Here is a 22,592-nt window from a genome sequence, read left to right as displayed (position 1 = left end):
GCCTGCTCTACTCAACTGGCAAGCACAAATCCCAATCCCAACAGCAACCCACTCCAGAAGTGAAGGGCAACGGCAATAAAGCGGCAACTAGTGAGCTTTTCTGGCTGGCTGTAGTGGCTACCTATGAAGCGGCAGAGCTTGACAGCATAGAGCAAACTACCAAACACGAGCAGAGTCCAGATGGGGAAGAGCTTGAGAATTACAAATAGAACTGTCCAGCCGTAGATACTGCCGCAAATCCAGGGGAGCAGTTGGGCAGAACGTTTACTGCCCAGGCGCACCACAGGCGATTTCTTGCCGACAGCCGCGTCATCGTTCACCTGGTTAAAGTGGGAGCAGAACAGAATCAAACTGGTGGCGATGCCAACCACAACTGAGGCGGCAAAATTAGTCGTAGACCAGGATTGGGTCTGGCTGTAGTAAGCCGCAGCAAAGGCCAGAGGGCCAAAGGCAAAGAAGCAGAGGATTTCTCCAGCCCCCTGATAACTGAGGCGGAAGGGCGGCCCCTGATAGATGTAGCCGATTGCACAACAGGTCAGAATCAGCCAGATGACGGTCAGGTCTTGCTGCCAGAAAGCGATCGCTCCAATTCCCAGCAGTCCCAATGCCAGACAGAGATTGCTCAACCAGAAGATCAACGATTTGTTGCCCGTCAGGTTGACCACGGAATTGGCTTTGTTGACATCAACGCCTGTTTCGGCATCAAACACGTCGTTGCTCAGGTTTTCCCAGGCCAGGATCAGGACCGCGGCCGCCAGGAATGTCAGGAAAATTCGGAAATCGAAGGTTTGGGTTTCAGCGAAGGCGATCGCACTTCCAACGGAGATGGGCATAATCGCAACGCTGTACATAGGTGGCTTAATGGCAGCCAGCCATAGCTTGCGCTTTGAATGGGGAATGGGAGTCTCAATGGCTTTTGTGGTCATTGGAGCATTTGAGTCGTCATTGGGTTGCCCTATGCAAAGAGCAGATGTCTTTTCAGACAGCCTCATTATTCTACGATTCTGGTGGTTCCGACATTTTGGCAACCAGTCAAGACTTTAAACTTTGCAACACAACTGGTTTTCCCGGCTTGCCGGTGAAAGAGTAGGGTAAAAGCGACTCTTTCATCTCAAACAAAACCGCTGGAATATTGATTTCGTTTTAGTGATAAGCGAAGCTCATTACCAAACTCCCAGGGGAGCTACACCACTGGCCCGGTAAGATTGGCTGGCTGTAAAGCGCTAGTCATGGGCGATCGCAGAACTATACTGGTGTATACAGTTCCATTGCTTCTGTTACATGACAGTTACACCGTACTGCAATAATCTGTTTCAAAGCCGTAGGGATCTGCACCAATTTCTCTCAGCCTGTCAGCAAGATTCATCGGAAAAGAACCATCCTAAAATTATTAGCATTTCCCTGGAAATTGAGCCAGTTGATCCATTGGTCATCTTCGACCATATTGCTGAACCCAATCAATTCAACTTCTACATTGAAAGACGAGAGCTTAACAAGAAGATTGATCTTGAAATTAATAAAAACTCTCTCTCTAAAAGTATTAGTGGAATTGCGGCAATTGGTTCCGCTATCCATCTTCAAATCGGTGGTTCCAGTCGATTTGAAGCAGCAAAAGATTTCATTCAAACAGTTCTTTCAGACACAATCATTGCTGGAGATCTTCGTCTTCCTTTATCCGGTCCCCACTTCTTTTGTGGATTTACATTTTTCGATAGCAATTATGATTCCAATTTTTTCTTTCCCTCTGCGACTATATTCTTGCCAAGGTGGCAGATTTCCTATCAAGAAAACCGCTGCACAGTGGTTGCCAATTTAGCCATTCATTCAGAGACTCCATTGGAGCCAACGATTGATGATTTGTGGCAAACACTACAAATGATCCGATCAACGAACTACGAATTGCTAAGTCCCCATCTGAATCATCGAGCACTTCTGAAAAAACGGGACGTAGCTGATACCCAGCATTTTAAACAGTCCGTTTTATCGGCGCTCAGATCTATTGAAACCAATGTCTTTAGCAAAGTTGTCCTTGCTCACGCAGTCGATATTATTTCGCCGCTGCCCTTCCATGCGGTTCATTCGCTGCATAACCTGCGTAAGCTCCATCCAGACTGTTACATTTTTGCGATCGGCAATGGTAAAGGGCAGTATTTTATTGGGGCCAGTCCAGAGCGATTGATTAGTCTGCGAAACCGGCAGCTTGTGGCCGATGCTCTGGCTGGTTCCGCCCCACGCGGCAAAACCACCTGTGAAGATGCCCATTTTGCAAATGGTTTGCTTAACAGTACGAAGGAAATGCATGAGCATCAGGTGGTGCTTGAATTCATCACTCGCCAGCTTTGCCAATTGGGGTTGACACCCCAGCCTTCACCGCTACGCCTGTTGCAACTGTCCAATATTCAGCACCTTCAAACACCCATTCAGGCACGGGTTCCGGCTGGTATTCATTTATTGGATGCGGTGGCAGAGTTGCACCCCACTCCAGCCGTGGCAGGGGTTCCCAGAAAGGTTGCCTGCGAACATATCCGCCGCTATGAAGCGTTTGAGCGATCGCTCTATGCCGCCCCGATTGGTTGGGTTGATCACCAGGGCAATGGAGAGTTTGCCGTGGGCATTCGCTCGGCACTTATTGATGGCTGCCATGCTCGTCTCTATGCAGGAGCCGGAATTGTTGCCGGATCGGATCCAGAACGGGAACTGGCAGAAGTTCAACTCAAGCTTCAGGCTCTTCTAGCCGCACTGGTCTAGTGATGTGTTAATGACTGAATCGACTAGCAGAAGGCTTTCAAGGGGGGGGAAATGGGGCGATCGCTACCCGAAGTACCGCTTTCTCAAACTATATCCAGAATGGTTCAACCTCTCGTTCAATCCACTGATGTTGAAACCGTTCTGCCACCAGCGGGCGGATCACAAATTTAGGTGGACACCCATCTTTTACATCAATTCGCAAGGCCGAGTAGGGGCGGCGTTTTTTTGAACCCTGACCAGAACGACCAATAAACATCAAAGATTTCGCCACTGTGCGAACGTCCTTTTTGCCAAAATGTTCAAATGGCTCCATCAACTCAGCTCCTTCCTGCCGCTGTCGCCTCAGACTGAAACCACTTCCACCACACACCAGCCAGTGAATGTTGGCGTCGGCATGTCCCGTATTGAGGGTACGGAGATATTCCAGACAATGGGCATGGCCGTTTAACACCAGATCGACAATAGGGCGTCCCTGTGCCAGCTCACCAATCTCTTCGGCTACAGCATCCAGCACCTGTTGCAGATGACGACGAACGGCCAACGTCTGTCCCTGATACCACTTGGTTGCTTCCGTGACGTAGGGCGGATGGTGGAAGAAAAGCACCCGCCCACGGACAGCTTCTGTCTGCCAGGACTCAATTAAGCGTTGCTGTAGCCACTCTAGCTGTTCTATGTCGATCGCTCCCTTTTCTACGGTCAATTGCTTGTCAATATCCCGTTTCGTTTCCTCCAGTTGCTCTAACTTGGCCCGCAAGTCGTCCAACTGTTCCGCATCTTCGGGGTTATCGGAATTGAGACGCATGGACGTTTCATAAATTTCTTGAATCTGTCTTTCCAATTCCGCCCGTTGTTTTTCTAGCAAACGACGAAAATTAATACCATCCATATTTTTAGGTAAAGGGGCGGGTTCGTTGAAGGTATTGGAATCCAGTGCGAAGAAATCAATGCCACCCACGCGAAAGGTGTAGTAGCGGTTGGGCAGGCGGGTAAAATGGTTGGGCTGATAGCGGAGGCAATAGCCAGTGTCAGTTTTTACCGTGTAATGTTGATCCAGATGCCGTTCTAGCTCAAAGGGAAGATTGAGAGTTCGAAGGCAGTCCAGAAACGCACAGGCATAAGCATTGCCCTGTCCCGATCCATGCCAACCTACGTCCATATCTAGTTGCGACTGAAGCAACCGACGCAGAGGAAGAGCAACCTGGGCCAGCAACCCATAAAAAAATGGCAGGTCATAGTAATCGTGGTTACCAGGGACGGGAAAGAAAGGCAAATTGAAGACCATCCGATTGAAGGCAATTTGTTTCGGGTGTTCGCCGCCCACCAAAAACTCGCGATAAGGCTCAATAAAATTTTTAGGGTAGTACTCGCTTGACCCAACCAGGTAAACCACATCTCCTGTATGGATAAGAAAGCGGCATTCATCCCGATGGAGCAACAGTTTTTCAGCAATCTGACGTTGGGGATTATGTCCGCGATGGGGGCCAGAACCACTGTCGCCAATCACCAGGAAGGAGAATTCGGGGTTATCTGCCTGTCCGTCATCCAGTACTAGCCGAGTCTGGTCAATTTCCCGGCGTAATACTAACGGGTCGCGCCAGCGCACCCGTTGTCGCATTTTGAGGATTTTAGTGGCGATCGGTGGATCAGTCACAAATGCCATTGTTGGCAGCTCCTAGCTTCGGCGTTTTGCAATATAGCTGTCTCCAGGTTGCTTAGAACATGGGTTTTAAGGGGGTGTGGGGGCTGCGCTCCAGCCAGGGGTGGAACCCCTGCACCCCGTCCTCAGCCTGGTGGCTATCGCTATAATGTCGGCTCGTGCTGATTCTACCGTTGACCTAGTCGATACAGCAGCTTCCAAGGGGGGAGAGTTTTGAGGAAGGTGACAGACGACCGGGTAAGGGGTAGAGGGGTGGATTAGTAGGAGGGTGATGGGGTGATGGAGTGGATGAGTGAACGAGTTTTGAGCTTTGAATTCCCCCTAAACCCTGGCCCCCAGTCCCTTTCTCTGGCTCCTGGCTCCTGCCTCCTACGATTCGTAACTAATATTCGTAACTAATATTCGTAACTAATGTGGTTGGACTTGCAGGCGGGTGGCTCTACATGAATCAGGATACGCGCAGGACCAAAACGCTCCTCCAGGTGGGTTTCTACTTCCTCAGTAATTTGGTGAGCTGTTTCGACATCAGGTGCATTGACGATCAGGTGCATTTCGATAAAAATTTGGCGTCCAACCACGCCCCTGGACGCGATCGCATGGCAGTTGATCACTCCTGGCACCTGCATTGCTGTTGCATGAATGGCCTCTGGCGCGATCGCCATCTCATCTACCAACCAAGGCAAATTCTCCCGAATCACAGCCCAACCGCTTAAAAACACCAGCAATGCGACGGGAAACGCCAGCACCACATCTAACCAGTGGAATCCCCAGATCCAGATACCAATAAGCCCGCCCAAAACGCTGATTGTCACCCAAATGTCACTCATTGTGTGTCTGGCATCCGCAATCAAAATTGGGCTGCCAATATGATTCCCCACACGACGCTCATAAAAAGCGACAAAAATATTTACTCCCAGCACAATAAAAAGCAGCCCCAGTTCTGAGGCGGTAATTTTCACAGGTGGATGATCTGGCGACAGAATGCGTTCAACCGCTCCCTGCAAAATCTCAAAACAGGCAATCCCTAAAAAAGCAGCAATCCCAAGGGCACCAACAGCCTCAAACTTTTGGTGTCCGTAGGGATGGTCGCGATCGGGCATCGGTGAGGAAAATCGACTGGCAACCAAGCCCAGTACATTATTGGCGCTATCCGTAATGCCATGCAATGCATCTGCCAGCAAGCTAAGAGAACCTGTCGACCAGCCTACTACTCCCTTCAACGCCATCACAAACAGATTGAGTAACAGCGTAATCAGCAAAACCTTTTGAACTTCGGCACGGTGATCAGCAGCCACAATATTCCTGCACAGACTATTTCACATCGGTATTAAGGAATGAGAGTTAAATAACTCCGAAAACCTCACCCGATCTTTGGCACCCGCTCCGAGTCAGAGAGGGGAAGGGGGAGAGGTCAGTCCACTCAAAGAATGCGGTGTTATCAAATCCATGATCCTAAGTAGCTCCACCCAATTAACCCAATTATGTAAGAAGAAGGAATGGGAGCACAGCCCCCAGGCAGGGGTTCCACCCTCTCCACATCCAAATCTATCTTCAATTTAATTTTGTCCAGTTACTTATTAATCAATTTATCGTTTCGGTTCCCAACACCAGTACCATAAAAAATATGAGGACTTTTTGGGTTCTATAGCGATCTTTCTTGAAATTTGAACGGGGTGCAGGGGTTTCCCCCCTTGCGTGGGGCTTCACTCCTACCCTCTTGTTCACAAACTATTTGTGAACGCTATATCGAAATACTGACTCTCAACGGCCAGGTTCAACAATGTCCTTCCCTCCATTAAAAATCAATCTGGTTGAAGGTTCTGCAACGTTTAGCTTTACTCCACAAGCGGCACGGGAACTCCAGGCATCTCTTTCCCAGTTGATGGAAAGCCTTAAAGCTACAGCCACAAAGACGACTCCTGGTGGCCGGGCTATTCCCCAAAAGCCGATGGAGTATCAGTATACAGGCGAGGTGTTTCTAGAAATCTTTTGCAACCCCAATATCTGGCCATCTCCCTTTGCTGCCAAGGTGCTAATTACCTTGCGAGATGAGCGAATTCGCCTGACTACTGAAGCTGAACTGAGTCGTCTCGTAGAAGATGTCACTCAGTATCTAGAACAGGTCAGCTAGAGCCAACCCATGCAGTAAAATCGATTCACTCACAGCAGTTTGGGATCAGGCGTAACTGGTAAGCTAATGATGAGCGGCCCTAGCCACCATCGTTAACAGCTCAAAAATTACTATGATTTAGGCACTACCTGAGATTATGACTGGTAATTTTAGATTGTCCCACTGTTAACGCTATGACCTCTGAATTTCCATGAACTCTGATAATTTTATTGAATTGCTCCAAAAAGGTTTTCACATCACTCTCGGCGCAACTACCTCCCTGGTCGAATCGCTTCAAGATCCCCAGAAACGAGAAGAAAACCTGGCCAAACTTCGGCTGGAATGGAACCAGCTTTCAGAAGAATGGGCAAATAAAGGCGCAGTTACCGAGCAAGAAGCTAGGCGCTTCGTTGATACGCTTCTTAACAACCGGACCAATCCAGCGACCTCAGAACCGTCTGCCAGTTCTGGCTTCTCGTCTAATACCACCACACCGATTGTCCCACCTGAGATCCAGGTTGAGCTGCAAGAGTTGACAGAACAAATTGCAGCAATGCGGGCCGAACTAGAGAAGCTACGAAACTCAGATACCTCTTCCTGAAGAGATTTGGGTTTGATTGAACAAACTTTCAAGGGATATCCGCAACAGTCAAATTCCTGACAGGTAAGCTCCACCTATGGCTATAGTGGGGGGTATGGGGCCATTGCCCTACCCGTTCCACAGCCAGATTTTACACGCGTTGCCTTATGCCTGGTTTAACTAAAACAGCCTTAGTCGTTTTCCCACTCTTCGCGACCCATCAAATCTCCAATTCGATCTCTTAAGAGAAAATTGCACCGTTCGAGTTCACATTCAATGCAGGCCCACTCACGCGGAGGAATAAACTGGCAAAGGATGTAGATGGGTTGCTGACGGCTAACGACTCCTTTACGGACGAGTTCGCGAGCTTCGTCCTGAATCATATTTAGTGAGTACTGTGCAGACTGAAGCATAATCACCCTACTGAGCTTGCTAGCGGATCTCCATCACAAACGGAAAACGTTATTTAATAACTGGCATCGCCACCGGTATGTAAAGACGATCGTCTAAAAACACCGAATTAGAGATTACTCAAAATAAATTTGTAGTCAGATATACTGTACAAATTTCATTTTCGCGTTAAACCCACTTTGATTCTATTAAGAACTTTTGAAAAAGTCATTAAACTATGACCTGAAATTTCTGGTGTGGAAAATAAAAGTCGGGAGTCAGGAGCCAGAAGGAGAAAGTTTGGAGAAGTGATGGAATGAAGAAACCTCACCCTATCACTCCATCTCTGTCCACCCTTTTACCTATCGCCTGCTGCCTTGATCAAAACTCAAAACTTTTCCACCTCCCTATTCCCAACTGGTTTCTCTGGCAGGCTGCGATTGTGCCTCTGGTAGCTGAGTTCCCTTCCAAGGTTGATAGCTGCCTTCATGCTGCTGGCATCTGCAAGTCCCTTTCCGGCAATGTCGAAGGCTGTGCCATGGTCGGGAGAAGTTCGAACAAAGGGCAACCCGATGGTTGTGTTAACAGCCCGGTCAAAGGCCATTAGCTTGACCGGAATCAGTCCCTGGTCATGGTAAAGAGCAAGATAAGCATCGGCGGGAGAAGGGGGGGGGAAGGTGTTGTTTGCTGCATCTACGCTGCCTCCAATCTGACCTGCTTTCTCCGCTCTTTCTCTCCCTGTTCCAATTCCAAACCATGCCTGTCCTGGCTTGACCCATAATGTATCTGGAGGGATAGGACCCTCCAGTTGAGTGCGAGGCAATTTGAGGCGGGTTTGTTCTAGCCAGGGAATGAGCCAATCGACTTCTTCTCGACCGAGTTGCCCCTGTTCGCCGCTGTGGGGGTTGAGTCCGGCGATCGCCACTCTGGGGGTATCAATCCCAAAGTCCTGCCACAGGCACTCCAAAAGCAACTCAAGCTTGCGGCTCAACAGTTCAGGGGTCAGTGCAGTGGGTACCTGGTGCAGGGGAATGTGGGTCGTTGCCAGAAGAGTGCGCAAGGTCCAACCTGTATAGGGCGATCGCGCCACAAACAGCATGCCAAACCGATTGACTCCTGCCCTTTCTGCTAATAATTCCGTCTGACCAGGATAAAGGTGTCCCGCCGATTTCCAGGCAGATTTGGCAATTGGACCCGTGACAATGCCCTGAAACTTTCCTACCAGTGCATGGGCGATCGCCACTTCTAGATAGCGAAAGCTGAGAGTACCGCTTGCAGCACTCTCCTGGCCTGGAGTAATTTGTCGTTCTAAAGAAGGTTCTGAAACATCCAGAACCCTTAACTGGCCTGGCTCAGCGAGAGGAAGCCTGGGGTTGAGCGATCGCAACTGATCATAGGTTTGCTCCAGCAGGGTACGACTCCCCACCACGGTAACTTCACACCCTTGTGTTACCTCAGGATCGACCAGGGCCTTAAGAATGACTTCTGGACCAATGCCCGCCGGGTCACCCAGCGTTACCACCAATTGAGGATGAAAGTCTAGTGTTCTGAGCATAGGAATTTCGAGAAGTGTGAACAATCTGGTTTAAGATGCTTAATACAGGCATTACCTGACAAGAGCAGCCTCTCCAGGAAATGCCATTAGCTAGTACAGCAAAACGAAAGTTTTGTTGGGGGTGCAGGGGTGGAACCCTTAAATTCCCAGTTGCAAAATTTAGTGTTTGCAAAACTAGAACTTTGAGTACATGCGATCGCAAGGGAGAACACAACAAAATGTCTGGTGAGATTTTTAACGCTGCTATCCTCTCTGCTGTCCTCGTTATGGTGGGTTTAGGCCTGGGCTTCCTGATGCTCAAGATTCAGGGTGGTGAAGAGTAGACAATTCCCAGTACAGCACAGCGGAAATACGGATACCATTTTGGCTCCCTCCGACTCCCCACTCCCCACCCTAATGGTTACTGGACTGATGCCATCGTTTACTAGTGGTTCACCAAAGAAACTTTGCCTGGTTATCTAAACCCGAAAAAACCAATTTAGGGGGTTTTGAAGGGTTGCAACCCTTCAAAATCTGCTTGGCAGACTACTAGTCATCAGCCTCATCGAGATGTTCCGCCACTTCTCGATAGAGGTTTAACACATGACTGTCTTTGAGATAGTAAAAAACATTTCGCCCCTGTTTACGGTAGCCCACCAACCGCATGGCTCTCAAAGCACGAAGCTGATGGGAAACAGCTGATTCACTCATTTTCACCGCAGCAGCCAGATCACAGACGCACAACTCCTGCACAGCCAATGCTGATAGAATCCGCAGACGATTAGCGTCTCCTAATAAGCTGAAAAATTCCGCCATCCGTTGAGACTTCTCAACACTCAAAATCTCCCGGTGCAACTGACGCACATGATGCAGATGAATTGGGTGTTGATCTGTGCAGCTTAACTCATCCACCACCGGAGCAGAGACTTCATGGGAGGACACAGCAGGAACTAATTTGGAATTTGTCATAAAATTTCTAGCGCTACTGACTTCTAGTCTATCCCCAGCCTAACGTGTATCTAACGTATATCCCGTATCCGAAACCCAAGTTCGGCAAGTCAAGTATTTAAGGGGAATAGGGGGCACAAAACAGAAATAATAGCCAAATTTGCATCGAACTTTACTCGATGCGCTAAGTCTGTTATCTGTAATATTTCTAAACAAAACTCCTAATTTTCCCGGTAAATCCTGGCGGATTTTCCGAGAATTTCTGATAAAATCTTGCAAAAAGTTAAGAATTTGTCACCACTCTCTAATGACCCTATTAATCGTTGGTGCTACTGGCACTTTAGGAAGACAGCTCACCCGCCGCGCTTTGGATGAAGGATATCAAGTTCGATGCCTGGTGCGTGGTTTTAAGAAGGCTTCGTTTTTGAAGGAATGGGGAGCAGAGCTGGTGCCCGGTGACCTCTGTGAGCCTGAAACGTTGAAACCTGCTTTAGAGGGGGTCACGGCTGTCATTGATGCGGCCACTACCCGACCTACCGATTCTCTAAGCATTAAGCATGTGGACTGGGAAGGAAAGGTCAATTTAATTCAGGCTGCTAAAGCAGCCAATGTAGAGCGTTTCATCTTTTTCTCGATTTTAGACGCCGAGAAATATCCAAATGTCCCTTTGATGGAGATTAAGCGCTGTACCGAAGAGTACCTGGCTCAGTCAGGGCTTAATTACACCATTCTTCGCCCATGCGGGTTTATGCAGGGGTTAATCGGTCAATACGCCATCCCGATCTTAGAAGGGCAGGCCGTGTGGGTGATGGGAGACACTTCACCGATCGCCTACATGGATACTCAGGACATTGCCAAGTTTGCCATCCGTGCCCTCAATGTGCCTGAAACCGTTAATCGGTCCTTTCCCGTGGTGGGACCTCGCGCTTGGGGAGCCTACGAAGTCATTCGCCTGTGTGAACGTCTGTCAGGCAAGGAGGCCAGGGTGTCCCGGATGCCTATTGGACTACTGAGGGGAGTTCGCAATGTAACTCGCTTTTTCCAGTGGACCTGGAATGTATCAGACCGGTTGGCCTTTGCTGAGGTGATCGGTACGGGTAAGGCACTAAAAGCTCCAATGGAAGAGGTTTACAAAACCTTTGGTTTAGACCCCAACGAGACAACCACCCTGGAAACTTACATGCAGGACTATTTCAGCCGCATTTTGAAGAAACTGAAGGAACTGGATTACGAAAAGTCTAAAAAGAAAGAGAAGCGGAAATACCCAAGGGTTTAGCAGGTGTATTGGTTGGGCATCAAAGGATCTTTAAAATCAATCTTGAGCCTCTTAAAAGGTGCGATCGCCCAGCAAAACTGCACGAAATGATATAGTCCCTATTACTGTTCATTTGCGCCCCTGCCCTATTGCCGTCGTGCCTAAAGCTGGCATTATTTACAACGATGTCAAACCCATTGCTTGTCGGACGGCTGAAGAGCTAAGGGACAAGCTGATTTCCCGTGGTTGGGAAGTCTACATGGCTACGGGAGTTGGTGGCATTCTTGGCTACTCCAGCCCTGATCGTCCCGTTTGCCATACCCCAATTGACCATCTTAATCCCCCTGGTTTTGACTCAGACATGTCATTTGCCGCCGTTTTAGGTGGAGATGGCACTGTTCTATCTGCCTGCCGCCAGGTTGCCCCCTATAGCATTCCCCTGTTGACTATCAATACCGGCCATATGGGGTTTCTGACTGAGACCTACCTGAATCAACTGCCCCAGGCGCTGGATGATGTGATCGACAAGCGCTACGAAATTGAAGAGCGAGCGATGCTGACGGTACAGGTGATTCGGGAACAGAGCCTGCTCTGGGAAGCTCTCTGTCTGAATGAAATGGTCATCCATCGTGAGCCTCTCACCAGTATGTGTCACTTTGAGGTAGAGATTGGAAAGCATGCCCCGGTTGACATCGCTGCTGATGGCATCATTATTTCAACGCCAACGGGGTCTACGGCCTACTCCCTTTCGGCAGGAGGACCAGTGGTGACACCGAATGTTCCCGTGTTGCAGTTAGTTCCAATTTGCCCTCACTCCCTGGCATCCCGTGCTCTGGTTTTTGCTGACATTGAACCCGTCACGATTTTTCCAGCCAATTCCAATCCACTGGTGATGGTAGTCGATGGCAACGCAGGATGTTACATTATGCCAGATGACCAGGTGAGGATGCAGCGATCGCCCTACACCGCCCGCTTCATTCGGTTGGGGCCACCAGAGTTTTTCCGCCTTCTCCGCGAAAAACTAGGCTGGGGGCTTCCCCATATTGCCAAACCAACCTCCGTTGAGTTGCCTTAGTGCCTGATACTTACCCCCTATCCCCTGATTTAGTTCTGGGCATGCTAAAACAAGAAAGGAAAATCAGGAATTAATACCTATTGATTTTCGGACCCTCCGTCTAGAATTAGGATACACAGGAATTTCCTTTCCTTACTCTATGAACCATGCTACTTCTGAACCCAATCCTTGCGTTTTGTTAGTAGAAACTGACGAAGCTCTTGCTAGCCACGTTAGTCTGGATCTGCGGGAATCGGGCTATGATACCGTCGTTGCTCAGGATGCGGTTAGCGGATTACGTCAGGCTTCAGAAATGCATCCCTCCCTCATTGTGGTAGACCGGATGCTGTCTGGGGAATCGGGTTTGTGGTTATGCAATCGGTTGCGATCGCTCGGTAACCATGCCCCAGTGTTGATGTTGATGGCACGTGACACTCTGGACGACCGGGTCGCCTGTCTGGAAGCGGGAGCTGACGATTACTTCCTCAAGCCTTACCGGAGTGATGATTTTCTCAGGCTAGTGCGGCTGTATCTGCAACCCGACAGCCCTAACACTGAAAAGTTACGGTTTGGTGACCTGGTTCTTGATCTATCGACTCGTCGGGCTATTCGGAACGGGCGAGCGATCGACCTGACGATGAAGGAATTTGACCTGTTGAGGTACTTGATGGAACACCCCCGCGAAGTGTTAACCCGCGAACAGATCCTGGAAAATGTTTGGGGCTATGACTTTGTCGGCGAGTCTAATGTAATTGAAGTCTATATCCGCTACCTGCGCCTCAAAATTGAAGACGAAGGTGAAAAACGCCTGATTCAAACGGTTCGTGGCGTTGGTTATGTTCTCCGTGAAGCCTAATAAATTGCCATGTCCCTTGCTAAAGGCATTGAAAACATAGGCAATAGGTGGGATGAAGTTGTCTTCCCACCGGGTGATTTATACAGCGACGAACCGCCCTTGGAAACTGAACTGCATCTGAGGCAGATGCTACTACTGATTCAGTGTTTGGATTAGTGATGGCGCGATCGCCAAGACTGTTACGTGGCTGGAAATCTGACCATCTACTAGTGATCAACAATCTCCGAGAACACCTACCCTATCTTCCATCCCCTATGGAGTCCGATTTTGAAATTCGCCGCCTGCTAGAAGTGATGCCTGCTTCTGGGCGCATGATGACTAAATTGATTAGCAAACCAGAGCAGCCTGCGGTCATCGACAGTCCGTTTCCCATGCCCTGGATGCGGGAACGCCCGATCTGGATCAATTTTGACCTGTGGGGCCGTTTGTCTAAACCTCAGCGGGATCTGCTGATCCTGCGTACCGTCAGTTGGTTGATGAATGTGAAATGGTTTCGTCCCAGCCTGTATCAGGGGTTGGTCTTAGCGGGTGTGGTAGGAACGGTTGTCGAACTGGTACAGGCAGATGCGGTCGGCGTCATTGTGGCTGGGGGATTGAGCGCGATCGCTAGTACTCAAATCTGGCGCTCCAACCGTAGCACTGAACGGGAACTGGAAGCAGATGAAGCAGCTCTCAAAGTGGCTCAGCGGCGTGGCTACAGCGAAACCGAAGCGGCCCGCCATCTCCTGACCGCCATTGAAGCTGTTGCCACCATCGAAAACCGCCCCAGTTTGAACTTTACTGAACTGCTTCGCTGTCAAAACTTAAAGGCGATCGCAGGACTATCCTCAGTCGGGGTCCCCGATCGCCTTCGATAAAACAATGTGTCCCATCTCCTACTAATCTTTTCGATGGGCACTTACTCGATACCGTATCTACTCTCGCGACATCAAGAAATACTGGATCAGTTGCAGAATCGCATATAGTGCTGTTGCCACATAGGTAAAAGCGGCTGCATTGAGAACCTTACGAGCAGCTTTGTTTTCGTCCCCCTGCAAAATACCAAATTGATTGATCAACTTTAAGGCACGGCTGGAAGCATCAAACTCAACCGGCAGCGTCACGATATGAAAAAGAATCGCCGCCACCATCAGGGCCATGCCAATCTGGATGAAAATTCCGCCCATCGCCCCCAGCACAATACCAGCAATAATTAGAATGGGACCCAGGTTAGAACCTAAGTTGGCAACGGGCACCAGAGCCGCACGGACATTCATTGGCTTATAGCCCTGAACATCCTGTAAAACGTGACCACATTCATGGGCTGCCACAGCGGCAGCAGCAAGAGATTTGGAGCTGTAGACTACTTCAGACAAGCGAACCGCTTTGGCTGTAGGGTCGTAGTGATCTGTCAATTCTCCTGCGACAGATTCAACCCGTACATTCTGCACACCCATGCGCTGCAAAATGGTTTCTGCAACTTCTGCACCAGTCATGCCCATACTGGAGTTGATTTGAGAATACTTGCGGTAGGTTCCCTGAACCCGCTGCTGTGACCAAAAAACAAGAATAATTCCTGGAATCAGGATCAGGTAAGACCAGTGAAAAAACATTTCTTGCTCCTTTGCCAATATCTCTTAGTGAAATGTGATTAACCCGGTTCTGAGCAATATGCTAGCATTTCTGTTCTGGAATGCCCTGAGTATAGGAGTTGGAGGGCGATCGCTTATATTTGATGATGATTTACTCTCATTTTGAAAACTTATATTTAATGATGATTTACTCTCATTTTGAAAACATAGAGTTAATGCTTTTGATTAGGAGAAGTTCTGGCTGAAATCTTTCACGTTTCTTCTGTCGTGTTTATTTCGCTTCTAAATACCCTGGTTTAAAAGAGCATTCAGGATCTCCTTAAACGTAAAACGGCTTGGCTCTCCTGGGAGTTTGGTGATAAGCGAAGCTTATCACCTAAACGAAATCAATATTCCAGGGTTTTGTTTGGGGCGAAAGAGTAACTTACGCTGCTTTTTCACCGGCGAGCCGGGAGAACCAACGGCTTTCACAGAGTGTTCACAGATCAAAGTAGGCTATAAACTTGTGTAAAGTAAGCGATAGGCACCAGGCTTAGGACGGGGTGCAGGGGTTTCACCCCTGGCTGGGGACGAACCTTCCCCCCCTTTAAAGCCAATGTCCTCAGTAACCTGGCAGCAGCTATAAAACTCTGCGATTAATTTTCTATGCAACGCCGTCATTTGCTAGCCACTTCACTTGTTTTCTGTTTTTCGCTGTTCGCCTTGTTGAGTTTCACCCCTGCTGCCCATGCTCTGGGTGGAACCCAGCCTTCCCTCAACCAACCGGCACCTGAGTTCACTTTGCCAACCAATACGGGTGATGGCAGTATCTCTCTGGCTAATTATCGAGGTCAATGGGTAGTGGTCTACTTCTATCCCAAAGACTTTACCTCTGGCTGCACTTTAGAAGCTCGTCGATTTCAACAGGACTTACCCAAATATTTGAGTCGAAACACCCAGATTCTGGGAATCAGCGCGGACTCTGTGGATTCTCATGCTAAGTTCTGTGATTCAGAAGGGCTGAAGTTTCCGCTTCTGGCAGATACCGATGGGTCTGTAAGTAAAGCCTATGGTTCCTGGATGGGGTTTATTTCCTTGCGGCATACCTACATCATTGACCCAGAAGGCATTCTCCGAGCAATCTTTACAGGCGTAAACCCAGCCGTCCACAGTGCAGAAGTTCTGGCAAAGCTTGATGAACTTCAGTCGGCAGGGTGATTGAGATAACAGGGAATGCCCAGGTGCTAGTCTAAAAACTATAAGAATCATGGTTCTATGACTGCACTTTCGGCTGGATGGCAACATCACTTTCTGGATGGCAACATCACTTTATTGAAACCAATCACATTCGCTTGCATTGCGTCACTGAGGGAGAGGGTGATCTGGTTGTTCTCTTGCATGGATTTCCAGAGTTCTGGTATTCCTGGCGGTTTCAGATTCCAGTTCTGGCTCGTTACTTCAAAGTAGTTGTGCCCGACCTGCGGGGCTACAATGATTCGGATAAACCTGCCAGTGGTTATGACCTAGATACCCTTTGTGGAGATATTCAGGGACTCATTGAAAGCTTTGGTTACAAGCGGGCGCATATTGTTGGGCACGATTGGGGCGGCGCGATCGCCTGGCATTTGGGGCAGAAATTTCCCCAATATCTCAACCGTCTCGCCATTTTGAACGCCGCCCCTTCCCAACGTCTGGTGCAGGAAATGGTCAGCAATCTGGATCAGCTCCGACGAAGCTGGTACGTTTTTGCTTTTCAGGTGCCCGGCATTCCCGAATGGCTGATTCAGCAGAACCTGAAAGAATTCGTCAAAAGCGTGTTCCAGGGGATGGCCGTTCGTAAAGGCGTATTCTCGGCTGATAACACTGAAATTTATCGAGATGCGCTGGCAAAGCCAGGAGTTCTTTCTGCTGCACTCAACTATTACCGGCAAATGTTTTCTCCCTGGCACTGGTTAAAAGAGTTTGGACAACTACCCAACCCAATCATGGCTCCTACGCTTGTGCTATGGGGAGAAGAAGATGCTTTGCTCAGCCAGAACTTGACCAAAGACTTGGGGCAATGGATTCTGGCTCCCTATGAATTGAAGCTCATCCCCCATTGCGGCCACTGGGTTCAGCAGGAAGCCCCCCAAACAGTGAATCGAGAACTGCTGACATTTTTGCGTCAAGGTTAATTCTGCTGATTGTAGGAGTTACTCGTTGTTTTCTTCTGAGCGGCTTTTGGGGTTTGCGATCGCCTCCATCATCTGTACCATTGCTCCCGGTCCTGATAATCTGGCAGTACTCAGCCTGGGTTTGTCTCGTGGTCAGCGTGCTGGGATGGGCTTTGCCCTGGGTTGCGGGCTTGGCTGTCTGACCCACACCACCTGGGCAACGTTGGGAGTCGCCGCTACGATTGCTGCCTCTGAAGTAGCCTTCCAAAGCTTGAAATTTGCTGGAGCTGCTTACCTGCTTTACCTCGGCTTAATGGCGTTTCGGAGCAAAGGCATGAATCTCCGTGATGTTGGGACAACCAAAGCTCAACGCCCCAGTTTTGTCCGATTCATGGTGCGTGGATTCATCGCCAATGCAATTAACCCAAAAGTCGCGCTGTTCTTCCTTGCTTTTCTACCGCAATTTGTTAACCCAACTGCCCAGGTCAGCCTGCAAATGGCAATTTTGGGCATTCTGTTTTGCCTGATTGCGACTTTTCTGTTTTTGCTTTTGGGTTACTTTTCAGGCAGCATTGGTACGTGGCTAAGAACGAGAACTCATATTGGACAATGGCTCGATCGCATCGCTGGTTGCCTCTTCATTGGCTTGGGGATTAGCCTGATTCTGTCCCAAAAGCCCATTTGAAGGAGTAAAGGAGTGGATGAGTGGATGAGTGGATAAGTGGATGGGCGACCAGTAAACAATGAACCGTGATAGTGAAATCCCGATAAATGATAACTGACCCCACTCCCCACTCCCTGATCCCTCACACCTCAAGATCAACCTGAACCAAATGAACATTGAATACTTCGGCAAAAGCGATCGCAACCTGTTCCCGAACGTCCTCTAGTTGTATTCCTGGAATAAACTGCTCCATGCTGCCAACCGGTTTATCGACAATGCCGCAGGGCACAATCCGCTCAAAGCCGCTCATATCCGGGCAAACGTTGAGCGCAAACCCATGCATGGTAATCCAGCGGCTCACCTTAATGCCGATCGCCGCCAGTTTCTTGCCTTCGACCCAAACACCTGTCAATCCTGGCACCCGCTCCCCCTGCAAGCCGTAAGCAGCCAGCACCCGAATCAGCACTTCCTCCAACTGCCGCAAATACCAGTGCAAATCTTTCTGGTAAGTGTGCAAGTTCAAAATCGGATAGCCCACCAGTTGACCAGGGCAGTGATAGGTCACCTCTCCCCCCCGCTCAACCCGCACTACTTCCCATTCAGACTGGGTAGCATCAAATTTCAGGAAATCAAGAGTTGCCCCCTGACCTAACGTATAGATGGGTGGATGCTCCAGCAGAATCAGTACATCCTCCAGGTCAGGATTCTGCCGCCGTTCAGCGACAAGCGATTGCTGCCAGGAGTGGGCGATCGCATAGGGCACCACTCCCCGCTCGTACAGATGACAAACCCGGCGTTTTGAGTTCAAGGCGAAAGGGAGAAGGAGAAAGGGAGGAGGAGTCAGGATCCAGAAGGCGAAAGTACAGGCTATGGCAACAGGCAAAAGGGTAGATGGGGAAAGGAGTGGATGGGGGAAAAGGGGCATCTACTCATCTACTCTTGATGCCTGTCGCCTGCCACCCCACACTTGCCACTATCCAAACTTATTAAAAAATCAAGAGGGATCAGACCCAAATTTTGCCCGCTAGCGAACCTCTCTAAATCAAGAATTATCAAGGCTTGCAAAACATTTTAAAAGGAGCTGTTGGCCAGAATACAAAGTGCTAGGGTGAAGTTAACACCCAAATTGATAATGGGAGGAAGCTTATGAAGCTTGTTATCCAGGGAAAAAATATCGAGATCACTGATGCACTCCATGACTACGTGACTCAGAAGATAGAAAAGGCGGTGAATCACTTTCAAAACCTGACGACTGAAGTGGATGTCCATCTGTCTGTTGCCCGCAACCCTCGGATAAACTCCAAGCAAACCGCTGAGGTAACCATCTATGTAAACGGTGCAGTTGTTCGTGCTGAAGAGAGCAGTGAGAACCTGTATGCCAGCATTGACCTGGTTGCCGATAAAATTTCTCGGAAGCTACGCAAGTACAAGGAGAAGCGGCAAGATAAGCACCATACTCCCGTGAAGACGGCTGAGGTCTTGAGTGACCAGCCAATTATTACGGAATTACCCATTGATCGCGAACCCTCCCTTCCGGCGCAAGTCGTTCGCACGAAGTACTTCGCGATGCCACCGATGACCGTCCAGGAAGCCCTGGAACAGCTAGAAATGATTGATCACGATTTCTACATGTTTCTGAATGCAGAAACGGGTGAAATTAACGTCATCTACGAGCGAAACCATGGTGGGTATGGCGTAATCATGCCTCGTAAGACCAATGGGAATCAGCAGAACGGCAAACACAAGAAGGAAGCCCTCAATGGGTACGAATCCAATGGCTATAGTGCTTCAGAACAGTCCTCTGTAAGCCACGTTTAGCGATCGCTGCCGTTGATTAAACCCAAAAGGCACATGGAGAACGAAACCCGAATTTGTATCCCCTGTGCCTTCATAGTTGCTGCCAGGTTGCTGAGGACAACGGCTTTAAGGGGGGGCTACGCTCTGCCAGGAGTGGAACCCCTGCACCCTGTCCTAAGCCTGGTGACTATAGCTATGTTGTCTGGGATAACTCCATTACCCTATCACTCCATCACATTGCCCCCTTCCCTCCTGTTACCGACTAAACCCCAGTAGACCTCTCAATTCTTTCAACAATGGGGAAGTGCCGTTCCGTGGGGAAGGGTTGGTTAAAATTCCCTGGCTGGGGCTGAAAAGAAGTGCCAGTAGAAATAACCCAGAGACGACCAGAACGATCGCTGGTCCCGAGGGTAGGTTATAGAAATAGCTCAGATACATGCCACTAACGCTGGAAACAACGCCAATGGCAGCCCCTAATATCATTACCTGATACAACCGTTTGACCAGCAGGTACGCCGTTGCGCCTGGGGTGATCAGCAGTGACAGCACCAACACCACACCCACTGACTTCATGCTGGCCACGATCGTTAGAGCAATCAACACCATCAGCCCAAAATTCAACAGGTTCACAGGTAACCCTGCGGCTTGCGCTCCTAATGGGTCGAAGGTATAGAACAGCAGTTCCTTATAGAGCAACACAACCACCAGCAGCACGATCGCCCCAATCACCGCTGTTTCAACGACCTCTTCAACCGTTACCCCCAAAATATTGCCGAACAGAAAGTGGTTCAGGTCAATCTTGTTATCCTTCTGAATTAGCGTAATCAGGGTAATGCCAAGGGCAAAGAAAGCAGAGAACACAATGCCCATAGCAGCGTCTTCTTTAATGGGCGATCGCGTCCGGATCCACGTAATCACCATTGTGCTGGTGACTCCAGCAATGAACGCACCCAAAAAGATATTGGCCCCCAGCATAAAGGCAATGGCCAGCCCTGGCAGCACTGAATGGCTGATAGCATCTCCCAGTAGCGCCAACCGCTGCACCATCAAATAACTACCAACCACGGCACAAATCAACCCCACCACGATCGCAATAATGAGCGATCGCTGCATGAATCCGTAGTGTAATGGTTCAATCAAAAAATCAAACATGAAACACCCTTTCTGGATTGGTTCTAACTTCTAAGCAAGAAACCCAATTAAAGGAAATTTTCGAACTGAGTGAGAAGCAGTACGAAAGCCAGTTGGGTGATTACCATCAACACCCAGACAAAAGCTAAGTTCGACCACACCTTGATGTTGCCGTGCAAAAGTTCTCTCACCAGGACTAAATCCAGGTGGCCAAGGCGTTACTTAACGGCAAAAATCTTGTAAGTATTCATGCGGCTTCTCCATGAAAGAACATGACCTGTTCTTCATAAGCACGGCTCAAATTTTCAGGCGTCAACACCTGTTGGCGAGAGCCACTGGCAACCAATTCCCTATTGAGCAGGATTAAATCGTCAAAATGGGTAATAGATTGCCCCAGATCGTGATTCACTACCAGCACCGTCTTGCCAGCCTGGGCCAGTTCGTGAAAGACGTCAAACATCACAGTTTGAGTTTTTTGATCAACTCCAACAAATGGTTCATCAAAACAGAGAATTTCAGCTTCCTGTGCCAGTGCCCGTGCCAGAAAAACCCGTTGCTGCTGCCCGCCAGACAGTTGCCCAATCGGGCGATTACGAAATTCACCCATGCCAACCCGTTCTAGAGCAGCGGCTGCAATGTGACGACTGGGAGTTGAAAAAGGACGAAACCAACCCGATTTCCGCACCCGCCCCATCAGTACCACGTCCCAAACGGTAGCAGGGTAAGTCCAGTCAATTTGCGATCGCTGCGGCACATAGGCAACTCGCTCCAACTGATCGACCAGTGGCTGACCTCGATACAACACACTTCCACTAGTGACCGGAATCAACCCCAGCATTGCCTTAATCAGAGTGCTTTTGCCCGCACCATTCGGACCCAAAATACCCACTATCCGCCCCGGCTTCACCACAAAGCTGACATCTCTCAGGGCTTCCAGCGATCGATACCTCACCTGCAAACAGGTGACCATAATGCTGCCCTGATCAACCAGGCCAGGTGACTTTTCAAACCGTTTTGCCGTGGAAATTAGATAAGGGTTTTCAGGATCAGCACCCAGGTCAAACATCGATGAGGAAGCGATTATCTTCATGGTTGGTCTCCTTCTTCTACACCCAAGCCCAGCTTCAGATAATTGAAAATGAAAGGAAAATGAAATCTATCATTAACAGCCTAGCTCAAAAAATGAAAGAAAAATGAAAAGGTTATAAAAATTCTTGGGAGCCCCTGGTAAACTGGTAATTCCCATGTCAAACCCGATTGAGGGGATGTAAATCTGGCAAAACCCTACCCCAACCCAGGAGTGCCTGATTCAAATCGAAGTGTTTACCCAAAATCCTCCAAGTAGTAGAGTGGGCATTACTCACCCTATCTGGATTTAAACTCTCATCAGCGCGATCGCCTAATGGGCAGACTTTTGTTTGCTAGCAGCGGATGAACTGGTTGCCTTATCGGAGGCACCAATCTCGGTAGTGGTATACAATCAGGGTTCACCCGAAGAAAGTTTAGAGACTGTCCCAAAGGTTTGGGGTTCACAACGTACTCAAACTCGCCCTTACCGTCAGGTGATGGGCCTTTCGCCCAGTGTCCCTTGCTACTTTCAGTTCCTTCCGAATTGTTCCAGAACTGGCAAGCAACTTCAGACTTCTCCAGGTCTTTTGGAAACTTGCTGGGCACTAGCGTAGTCTCCAGTCCATCAGCTTCCAGCTCTTCGATCTCTGCCAGCCATTGGTTCTGGTGCATTGTGCCATGGGCAAGCAGGAAACTAAGCGTATCCCGCACACTGCGATCACTGGTCATTTCGTACAAACGCACTGCCTGCAAGCGCCCTTGAGACTCTGCCCGCAAGTTAGAACGGAAATCGGCCAGCAAGTTACCACTTGCCGCAATAAACCGACCATTTCAGGGAAAACCTGCACTGTCAGCAGGCATCGCACCCAAGCCAGAGACAATTCCATGTTGGGGATTCATGGTCGCAGCCATAATATCCATGGTAGTTTCCCTTGGGTTTGAGTCGCCCATTACAGCCCCATTGATGGGATCTTTAGCCCTATTTTCTTGCAGTTTGATTGGAGCTTTGTTCAATAAGTGGGCAATCAAAGTTGCCATTATCTCAATGTGACCAATTTCTTCGGTGCCAATATAGCGGTACAAAGTGCTATTCAAAG

At 49.1% G+C, this 22,592-nt stretch carries 22 protein-coding genes and 1 pseudogene; 12 read left to right on the top strand and 11 right to left on the bottom strand.

Annotated features, from left to right (window positions below; translation table 11 throughout):
* Positions 1-11: 11 nt before the first annotated feature.
* Positions 12-926, bottom strand: a complete 915-nt coding sequence (gene menA, locus P4D80_RS16030) for a 2-carboxy-1,4-naphthoquinone phytyltransferase (protein WP_421655002.1) — start codon at positions 924-926, stop codon at positions 12-14.
* A gap of 355 nt (positions 927-1,281) precedes the next feature.
* Here menA and P4D80_RS16025 point away from each other — a divergent pair, with 355 nt between their 5' ends.
* Positions 1,282-2,748, top strand: coding sequence for an isochorismate synthase (locus P4D80_RS16025; protein WP_421655001.1), 1,467 nt, complete (start codon positions 1,282-1,284; stop codon positions 2,746-2,748).
* A gap of 88 nt (positions 2,749-2,836) precedes the next feature.
* Here the strand turns inward: P4D80_RS16025 and P4D80_RS16020 are convergent, their stop codons facing one another.
* Positions 2,837-4,408: a metallophosphoesterase gene (locus P4D80_RS16020; protein WP_421655000.1), complete on the bottom strand. Its 1,572-nt coding sequence runs from the start codon at positions 4,406-4,408 to the stop codon at positions 2,837-2,839.
* A 392-nt stretch (positions 4,409-4,800) separates the two neighbouring features.
* Positions 4,801-5,700, bottom strand: coding sequence for a cation diffusion facilitator family transporter (locus P4D80_RS16015; protein ID WP_421654999.1), 900 nt, complete (start codon positions 5,698-5,700; stop codon positions 4,801-4,803).
* Positions 5,701-6,185: 485 nt separating this feature from the next.
* On the opposite strand from P4D80_RS16015, the gene P4D80_RS16010 reads away from it, so the two are divergent.
* Both P4D80_RS16010 and P4D80_RS16005 read left to right on the top strand, forming a co-directional pair.
* Positions 6,186-6,536, top strand: coding sequence for a hypothetical protein (locus tag P4D80_RS16010; RefSeq protein ID WP_421654998.1), 351 nt, complete (start codon positions 6,186-6,188; stop codon positions 6,534-6,536).
* A 190-nt stretch (positions 6,537-6,726) separates the two neighbouring features.
* Positions 6,727-7,116: a hypothetical protein gene (locus P4D80_RS16005; RefSeq protein ID WP_421654997.1), complete on the top strand. Its 390-nt coding sequence runs from the start codon at positions 6,727-6,729 to the stop codon at positions 7,114-7,116.
* Between the two features lie 170 nt (positions 7,117-7,286).
* Here P4D80_RS16005 and P4D80_RS16000 read toward each other — a convergent pair whose 3' ends face one another.
* Positions 7,287-7,508: a DUF4327 family protein gene (locus P4D80_RS16000; RefSeq protein ID WP_421654996.1), complete on the bottom strand. Its 222-nt coding sequence runs from the start codon at positions 7,506-7,508 to the stop codon at positions 7,287-7,289.
* 365 nt (positions 7,509-7,873) lie between these two features.
* Positions 7,874-9,040 carry a 4-hydroxythreonine-4-phosphate dehydrogenase PdxA gene (gene pdxA / locus P4D80_RS15995; RefSeq protein ID WP_421654995.1) on the bottom strand — a complete coding sequence of 389 codons (1,167 nt, stop codon included), beginning with the start codon at positions 9,038-9,040 and terminating at the stop codon, positions 7,874-7,876.
* 218 nt (positions 9,041-9,258) lie between these two features.
* On the opposite strand from pdxA, the gene P4D80_RS15990 reads away from it, so the two are divergent.
* Positions 9,259-9,363, top strand: coding sequence for a PetM family cytochrome b6-f complex subunit 7 (locus P4D80_RS15990; RefSeq protein WP_421654994.1), 105 nt, complete (start codon positions 9,259-9,261; stop codon positions 9,361-9,363).
* Between the two features lie 205 nt (positions 9,364-9,568).
* On the opposite strand, the gene P4D80_RS15985 is transcribed toward P4D80_RS15990, so the two are convergent.
* Positions 9,569-9,988: an ArsR/SmtB family transcription factor gene (locus P4D80_RS15985; protein WP_421654993.1), complete on the bottom strand. Its 420-nt coding sequence runs from the start codon at positions 9,986-9,988 to the stop codon at positions 9,569-9,571.
* A 286-nt stretch (positions 9,989-10,274) separates the two neighbouring features.
* Here P4D80_RS15985 and P4D80_RS15980 point away from each other — a divergent pair, with 286 nt between their 5' ends.
* The 4 genes from P4D80_RS15980 (at position 10,275) to P4D80_RS15965 (ending at position 13,989) form a co-directional block, all read left to right on the top strand.
* Positions 10,275-11,243, top strand: a complete 969-nt coding sequence (locus P4D80_RS15980) for an SDR family oxidoreductase (RefSeq protein WP_421654992.1) — start codon at positions 10,275-10,277, stop codon at positions 11,241-11,243.
* Between the two features lie 112 nt (positions 11,244-11,355).
* A complete protein-coding gene (locus P4D80_RS15975; protein ID WP_421654991.1) occupies positions 11,356-12,297 on the top strand; it encodes an NAD(+) kinase in 942 nt (313 codons plus the stop codon).
* Positions 12,298-12,436: 139 nt separating this feature from the next.
* Positions 12,437-13,132 carry a response regulator transcription factor NblR gene (nblR, locus tag P4D80_RS15970; protein ID WP_421654990.1) on the top strand — a complete coding sequence of 232 codons (696 nt, stop codon included), beginning with the start codon at positions 12,437-12,439 and terminating at the stop codon, positions 13,130-13,132.
* A gap of 143 nt (positions 13,133-13,275) precedes the next feature.
* A complete protein-coding gene (locus P4D80_RS15965; protein ID WP_421654989.1) occupies positions 13,276-13,989 on the top strand; it encodes a DUF3318 domain-containing protein in 714 nt (237 codons plus the stop codon).
* Positions 13,990-14,046: 57 nt separating this feature from the next.
* On the opposite strand, the gene P4D80_RS15960 is transcribed toward P4D80_RS15965, so the two are convergent.
* Positions 14,047-14,724: a zinc metallopeptidase gene (locus P4D80_RS15960; RefSeq protein ID WP_421654988.1), complete on the bottom strand. Its 678-nt coding sequence runs from the start codon at positions 14,722-14,724 to the stop codon at positions 14,047-14,049.
* A 624-nt stretch (positions 14,725-15,348) separates the two neighbouring features.
* On the opposite strand from P4D80_RS15960, the gene P4D80_RS15955 reads away from it, so the two are divergent.
* The 3 genes from P4D80_RS15955 (at position 15,349) to P4D80_RS15945 (ending at position 17,520) form a co-directional block, all read left to right on the top strand.
* Positions 15,349-15,900 (top strand): peroxiredoxin, encoded by a 552-nt coding sequence (locus P4D80_RS15955; protein ID WP_421654987.1) that lies wholly within the window; start codon positions 15,349-15,351, stop codon positions 15,898-15,900.
* Positions 15,901-15,977: 77 nt separating this feature from the next.
* A complete protein-coding gene (locus tag P4D80_RS15950) occupies positions 15,978-16,856 on the top strand; it encodes an alpha/beta fold hydrolase (RefSeq protein ID WP_421654986.1) in 879 nt (292 codons plus the stop codon).
* Between the two features lie 25 nt (positions 16,857-16,881).
* Positions 16,882-17,520, top strand: coding sequence for a LysE family translocator (locus P4D80_RS15945; protein ID WP_421654985.1), 639 nt, complete (start codon positions 16,882-16,884; stop codon positions 17,518-17,520).
* Positions 17,521-17,641: 121 nt separating this feature from the next.
* Here the strand turns inward: P4D80_RS15945 and lipB are convergent, their stop codons facing one another.
* A complete protein-coding gene (lipB, locus tag P4D80_RS15940; RefSeq protein ID WP_421654984.1) occupies positions 17,642-18,307 on the bottom strand; it encodes a lipoyl(octanoyl) transferase LipB in 666 nt (221 codons plus the stop codon).
* Positions 18,308-18,645: 338 nt separating this feature from the next.
* On the opposite strand from lipB, the gene hpf reads away from it, so the two are divergent.
* On the top strand, positions 18,646-19,317 hold the full coding sequence (gene hpf / locus P4D80_RS15935; protein ID WP_421654983.1) for a ribosome hibernation-promoting factor, HPF/YfiA family: 672 nt from the start codon (positions 18,646-18,648) through the stop codon (positions 19,315-19,317).
* Positions 19,318-19,551: 234 nt separating this feature from the next.
* Here the strand turns inward: hpf and P4D80_RS15930 are convergent, their stop codons facing one another.
* The 3 genes and pseudogenes from P4D80_RS15930 to P4D80_RS15920 form a co-directional block, all read right to left on the bottom strand.
* The gene (locus tag P4D80_RS15930; RefSeq protein ID WP_421654982.1) at positions 19,552-20,448 is read right to left on the bottom strand and encodes a metal ABC transporter permease; all 897 of its coding nucleotides are present in this window, start codon (positions 20,446-20,448) and stop codon (positions 19,552-19,554) included.
* 226 nt (positions 20,449-20,674) lie between these two features.
* Positions 20,675-21,517, bottom strand: coding sequence for a metal ABC transporter ATP-binding protein (locus P4D80_RS15925; protein WP_421654981.1), 843 nt, complete (start codon positions 21,515-21,517; stop codon positions 20,675-20,677).
* A gap of 296 nt (positions 21,518-21,813) precedes the next feature.
* Positions 21,814-22,578: pseudogene (locus P4D80_RS15920) on the bottom strand (manganese catalase family protein).
* Positions 22,579-22,592 lie beyond the last annotated feature (14 nt).

The sequence above is a fragment of the Leptothermofonsia sp. ETS-13 genome (genome assembly GCF_049200465.1).
Classification (GTDB): domain Bacteria; phylum Cyanobacteriota; class Cyanobacteriia; order Leptolyngbyales; family Leptolyngbyaceae; genus Leptothermofonsia.
The sequence above is the reverse complement of the archived record's forward strand: the minus strand, read 5'-3'. Positions and strand labels throughout refer to the sequence as shown.

What these genes read in the sequence shown, in the direction of transcription:
- menA (WP_421655002.1), bottom strand. Translation starts at nt 926, where the DNA reads ATGACCACAAAAGCCATTGAGACTCCCATTCCCCATTCAAAGCGCAAG.
- P4D80_RS16025 (WP_421655001.1), top strand. Translation starts at nt 1,282, where the DNA reads ATGACAGTTACACCGTACTGCAATAATCTGTTTCAAAGCCGTAGGGAT.
- P4D80_RS16020 (WP_421655000.1), bottom strand. Translation starts at nt 4,408, where the DNA reads ATGGCATTTGTGACTGATCCACCGATCGCCACTAAAATCCTCAAAATG.
- P4D80_RS16010 (WP_421654998.1), top strand. Translation starts at nt 6,186, where the DNA reads ATGTCCTTCCCTCCATTAAAAATCAATCTGGTTGAAGGTTCTGCAACG.
- P4D80_RS16005 (WP_421654997.1), top strand. Translation starts at nt 6,727, where the DNA reads ATGAACTCTGATAATTTTATTGAATTGCTCCAAAAAGGTTTTCACATC.
- P4D80_RS16000 (WP_421654996.1), bottom strand. Translation starts at nt 7,508, where the DNA reads ATGCTTCAGTCTGCACAGTACTCACTAAATATGATTCAGGACGAAGCT.
- pdxA (WP_421654995.1), bottom strand. Translation starts at nt 9,040, where the DNA reads ATGCTCAGAACACTAGACTTTCATCCTCAATTGGTGGTAACGCTGGGT.
- P4D80_RS15990 (WP_421654994.1), top strand. Translation starts at nt 9,259, where the DNA reads ATGTCTGGTGAGATTTTTAACGCTGCTATCCTCTCTGCTGTCCTCGTT.
- P4D80_RS15985 (WP_421654993.1), bottom strand. Translation starts at nt 9,988, where the DNA reads ATGACAAATTCCAAATTAGTTCCTGCTGTGTCCTCCCATGAAGTCTCT.
- P4D80_RS15980 (WP_421654992.1), top strand. Translation starts at nt 10,275, where the DNA reads ATGACCCTATTAATCGTTGGTGCTACTGGCACTTTAGGAAGACAGCTC.
- nblR (WP_421654990.1), top strand. Translation starts at nt 12,437, where the DNA reads ATGAACCATGCTACTTCTGAACCCAATCCTTGCGTTTTGTTAGTAGAA.
- P4D80_RS15960 (WP_421654988.1), bottom strand. Translation starts at nt 14,724, where the DNA reads ATGTTTTTTCACTGGTCTTACCTGATCCTGATTCCAGGAATTATTCTT.
- P4D80_RS15955 (WP_421654987.1), top strand. Translation starts at nt 15,349, where the DNA reads ATGCAACGCCGTCATTTGCTAGCCACTTCACTTGTTTTCTGTTTTTCG.
- P4D80_RS15950 (WP_421654986.1), top strand. Translation starts at nt 15,978, where the DNA reads ATGGCAACATCACTTTCTGGATGGCAACATCACTTTATTGAAACCAAT.
- hpf (WP_421654983.1), top strand. Translation starts at nt 18,646, where the DNA reads ATGAAGCTTGTTATCCAGGGAAAAAATATCGAGATCACTGATGCACTC.
- P4D80_RS15930 (WP_421654982.1), bottom strand. Translation starts at nt 20,448, where the DNA reads ATGTTTGATTTTTTGATTGAACCATTACACTACGGATTCATGCAGCGA.
- P4D80_RS15925 (WP_421654981.1), bottom strand. Translation starts at nt 21,517, where the DNA reads ATGAAGATAATCGCTTCCTCATCGATGTTTGACCTGGGTGCTGATCCT.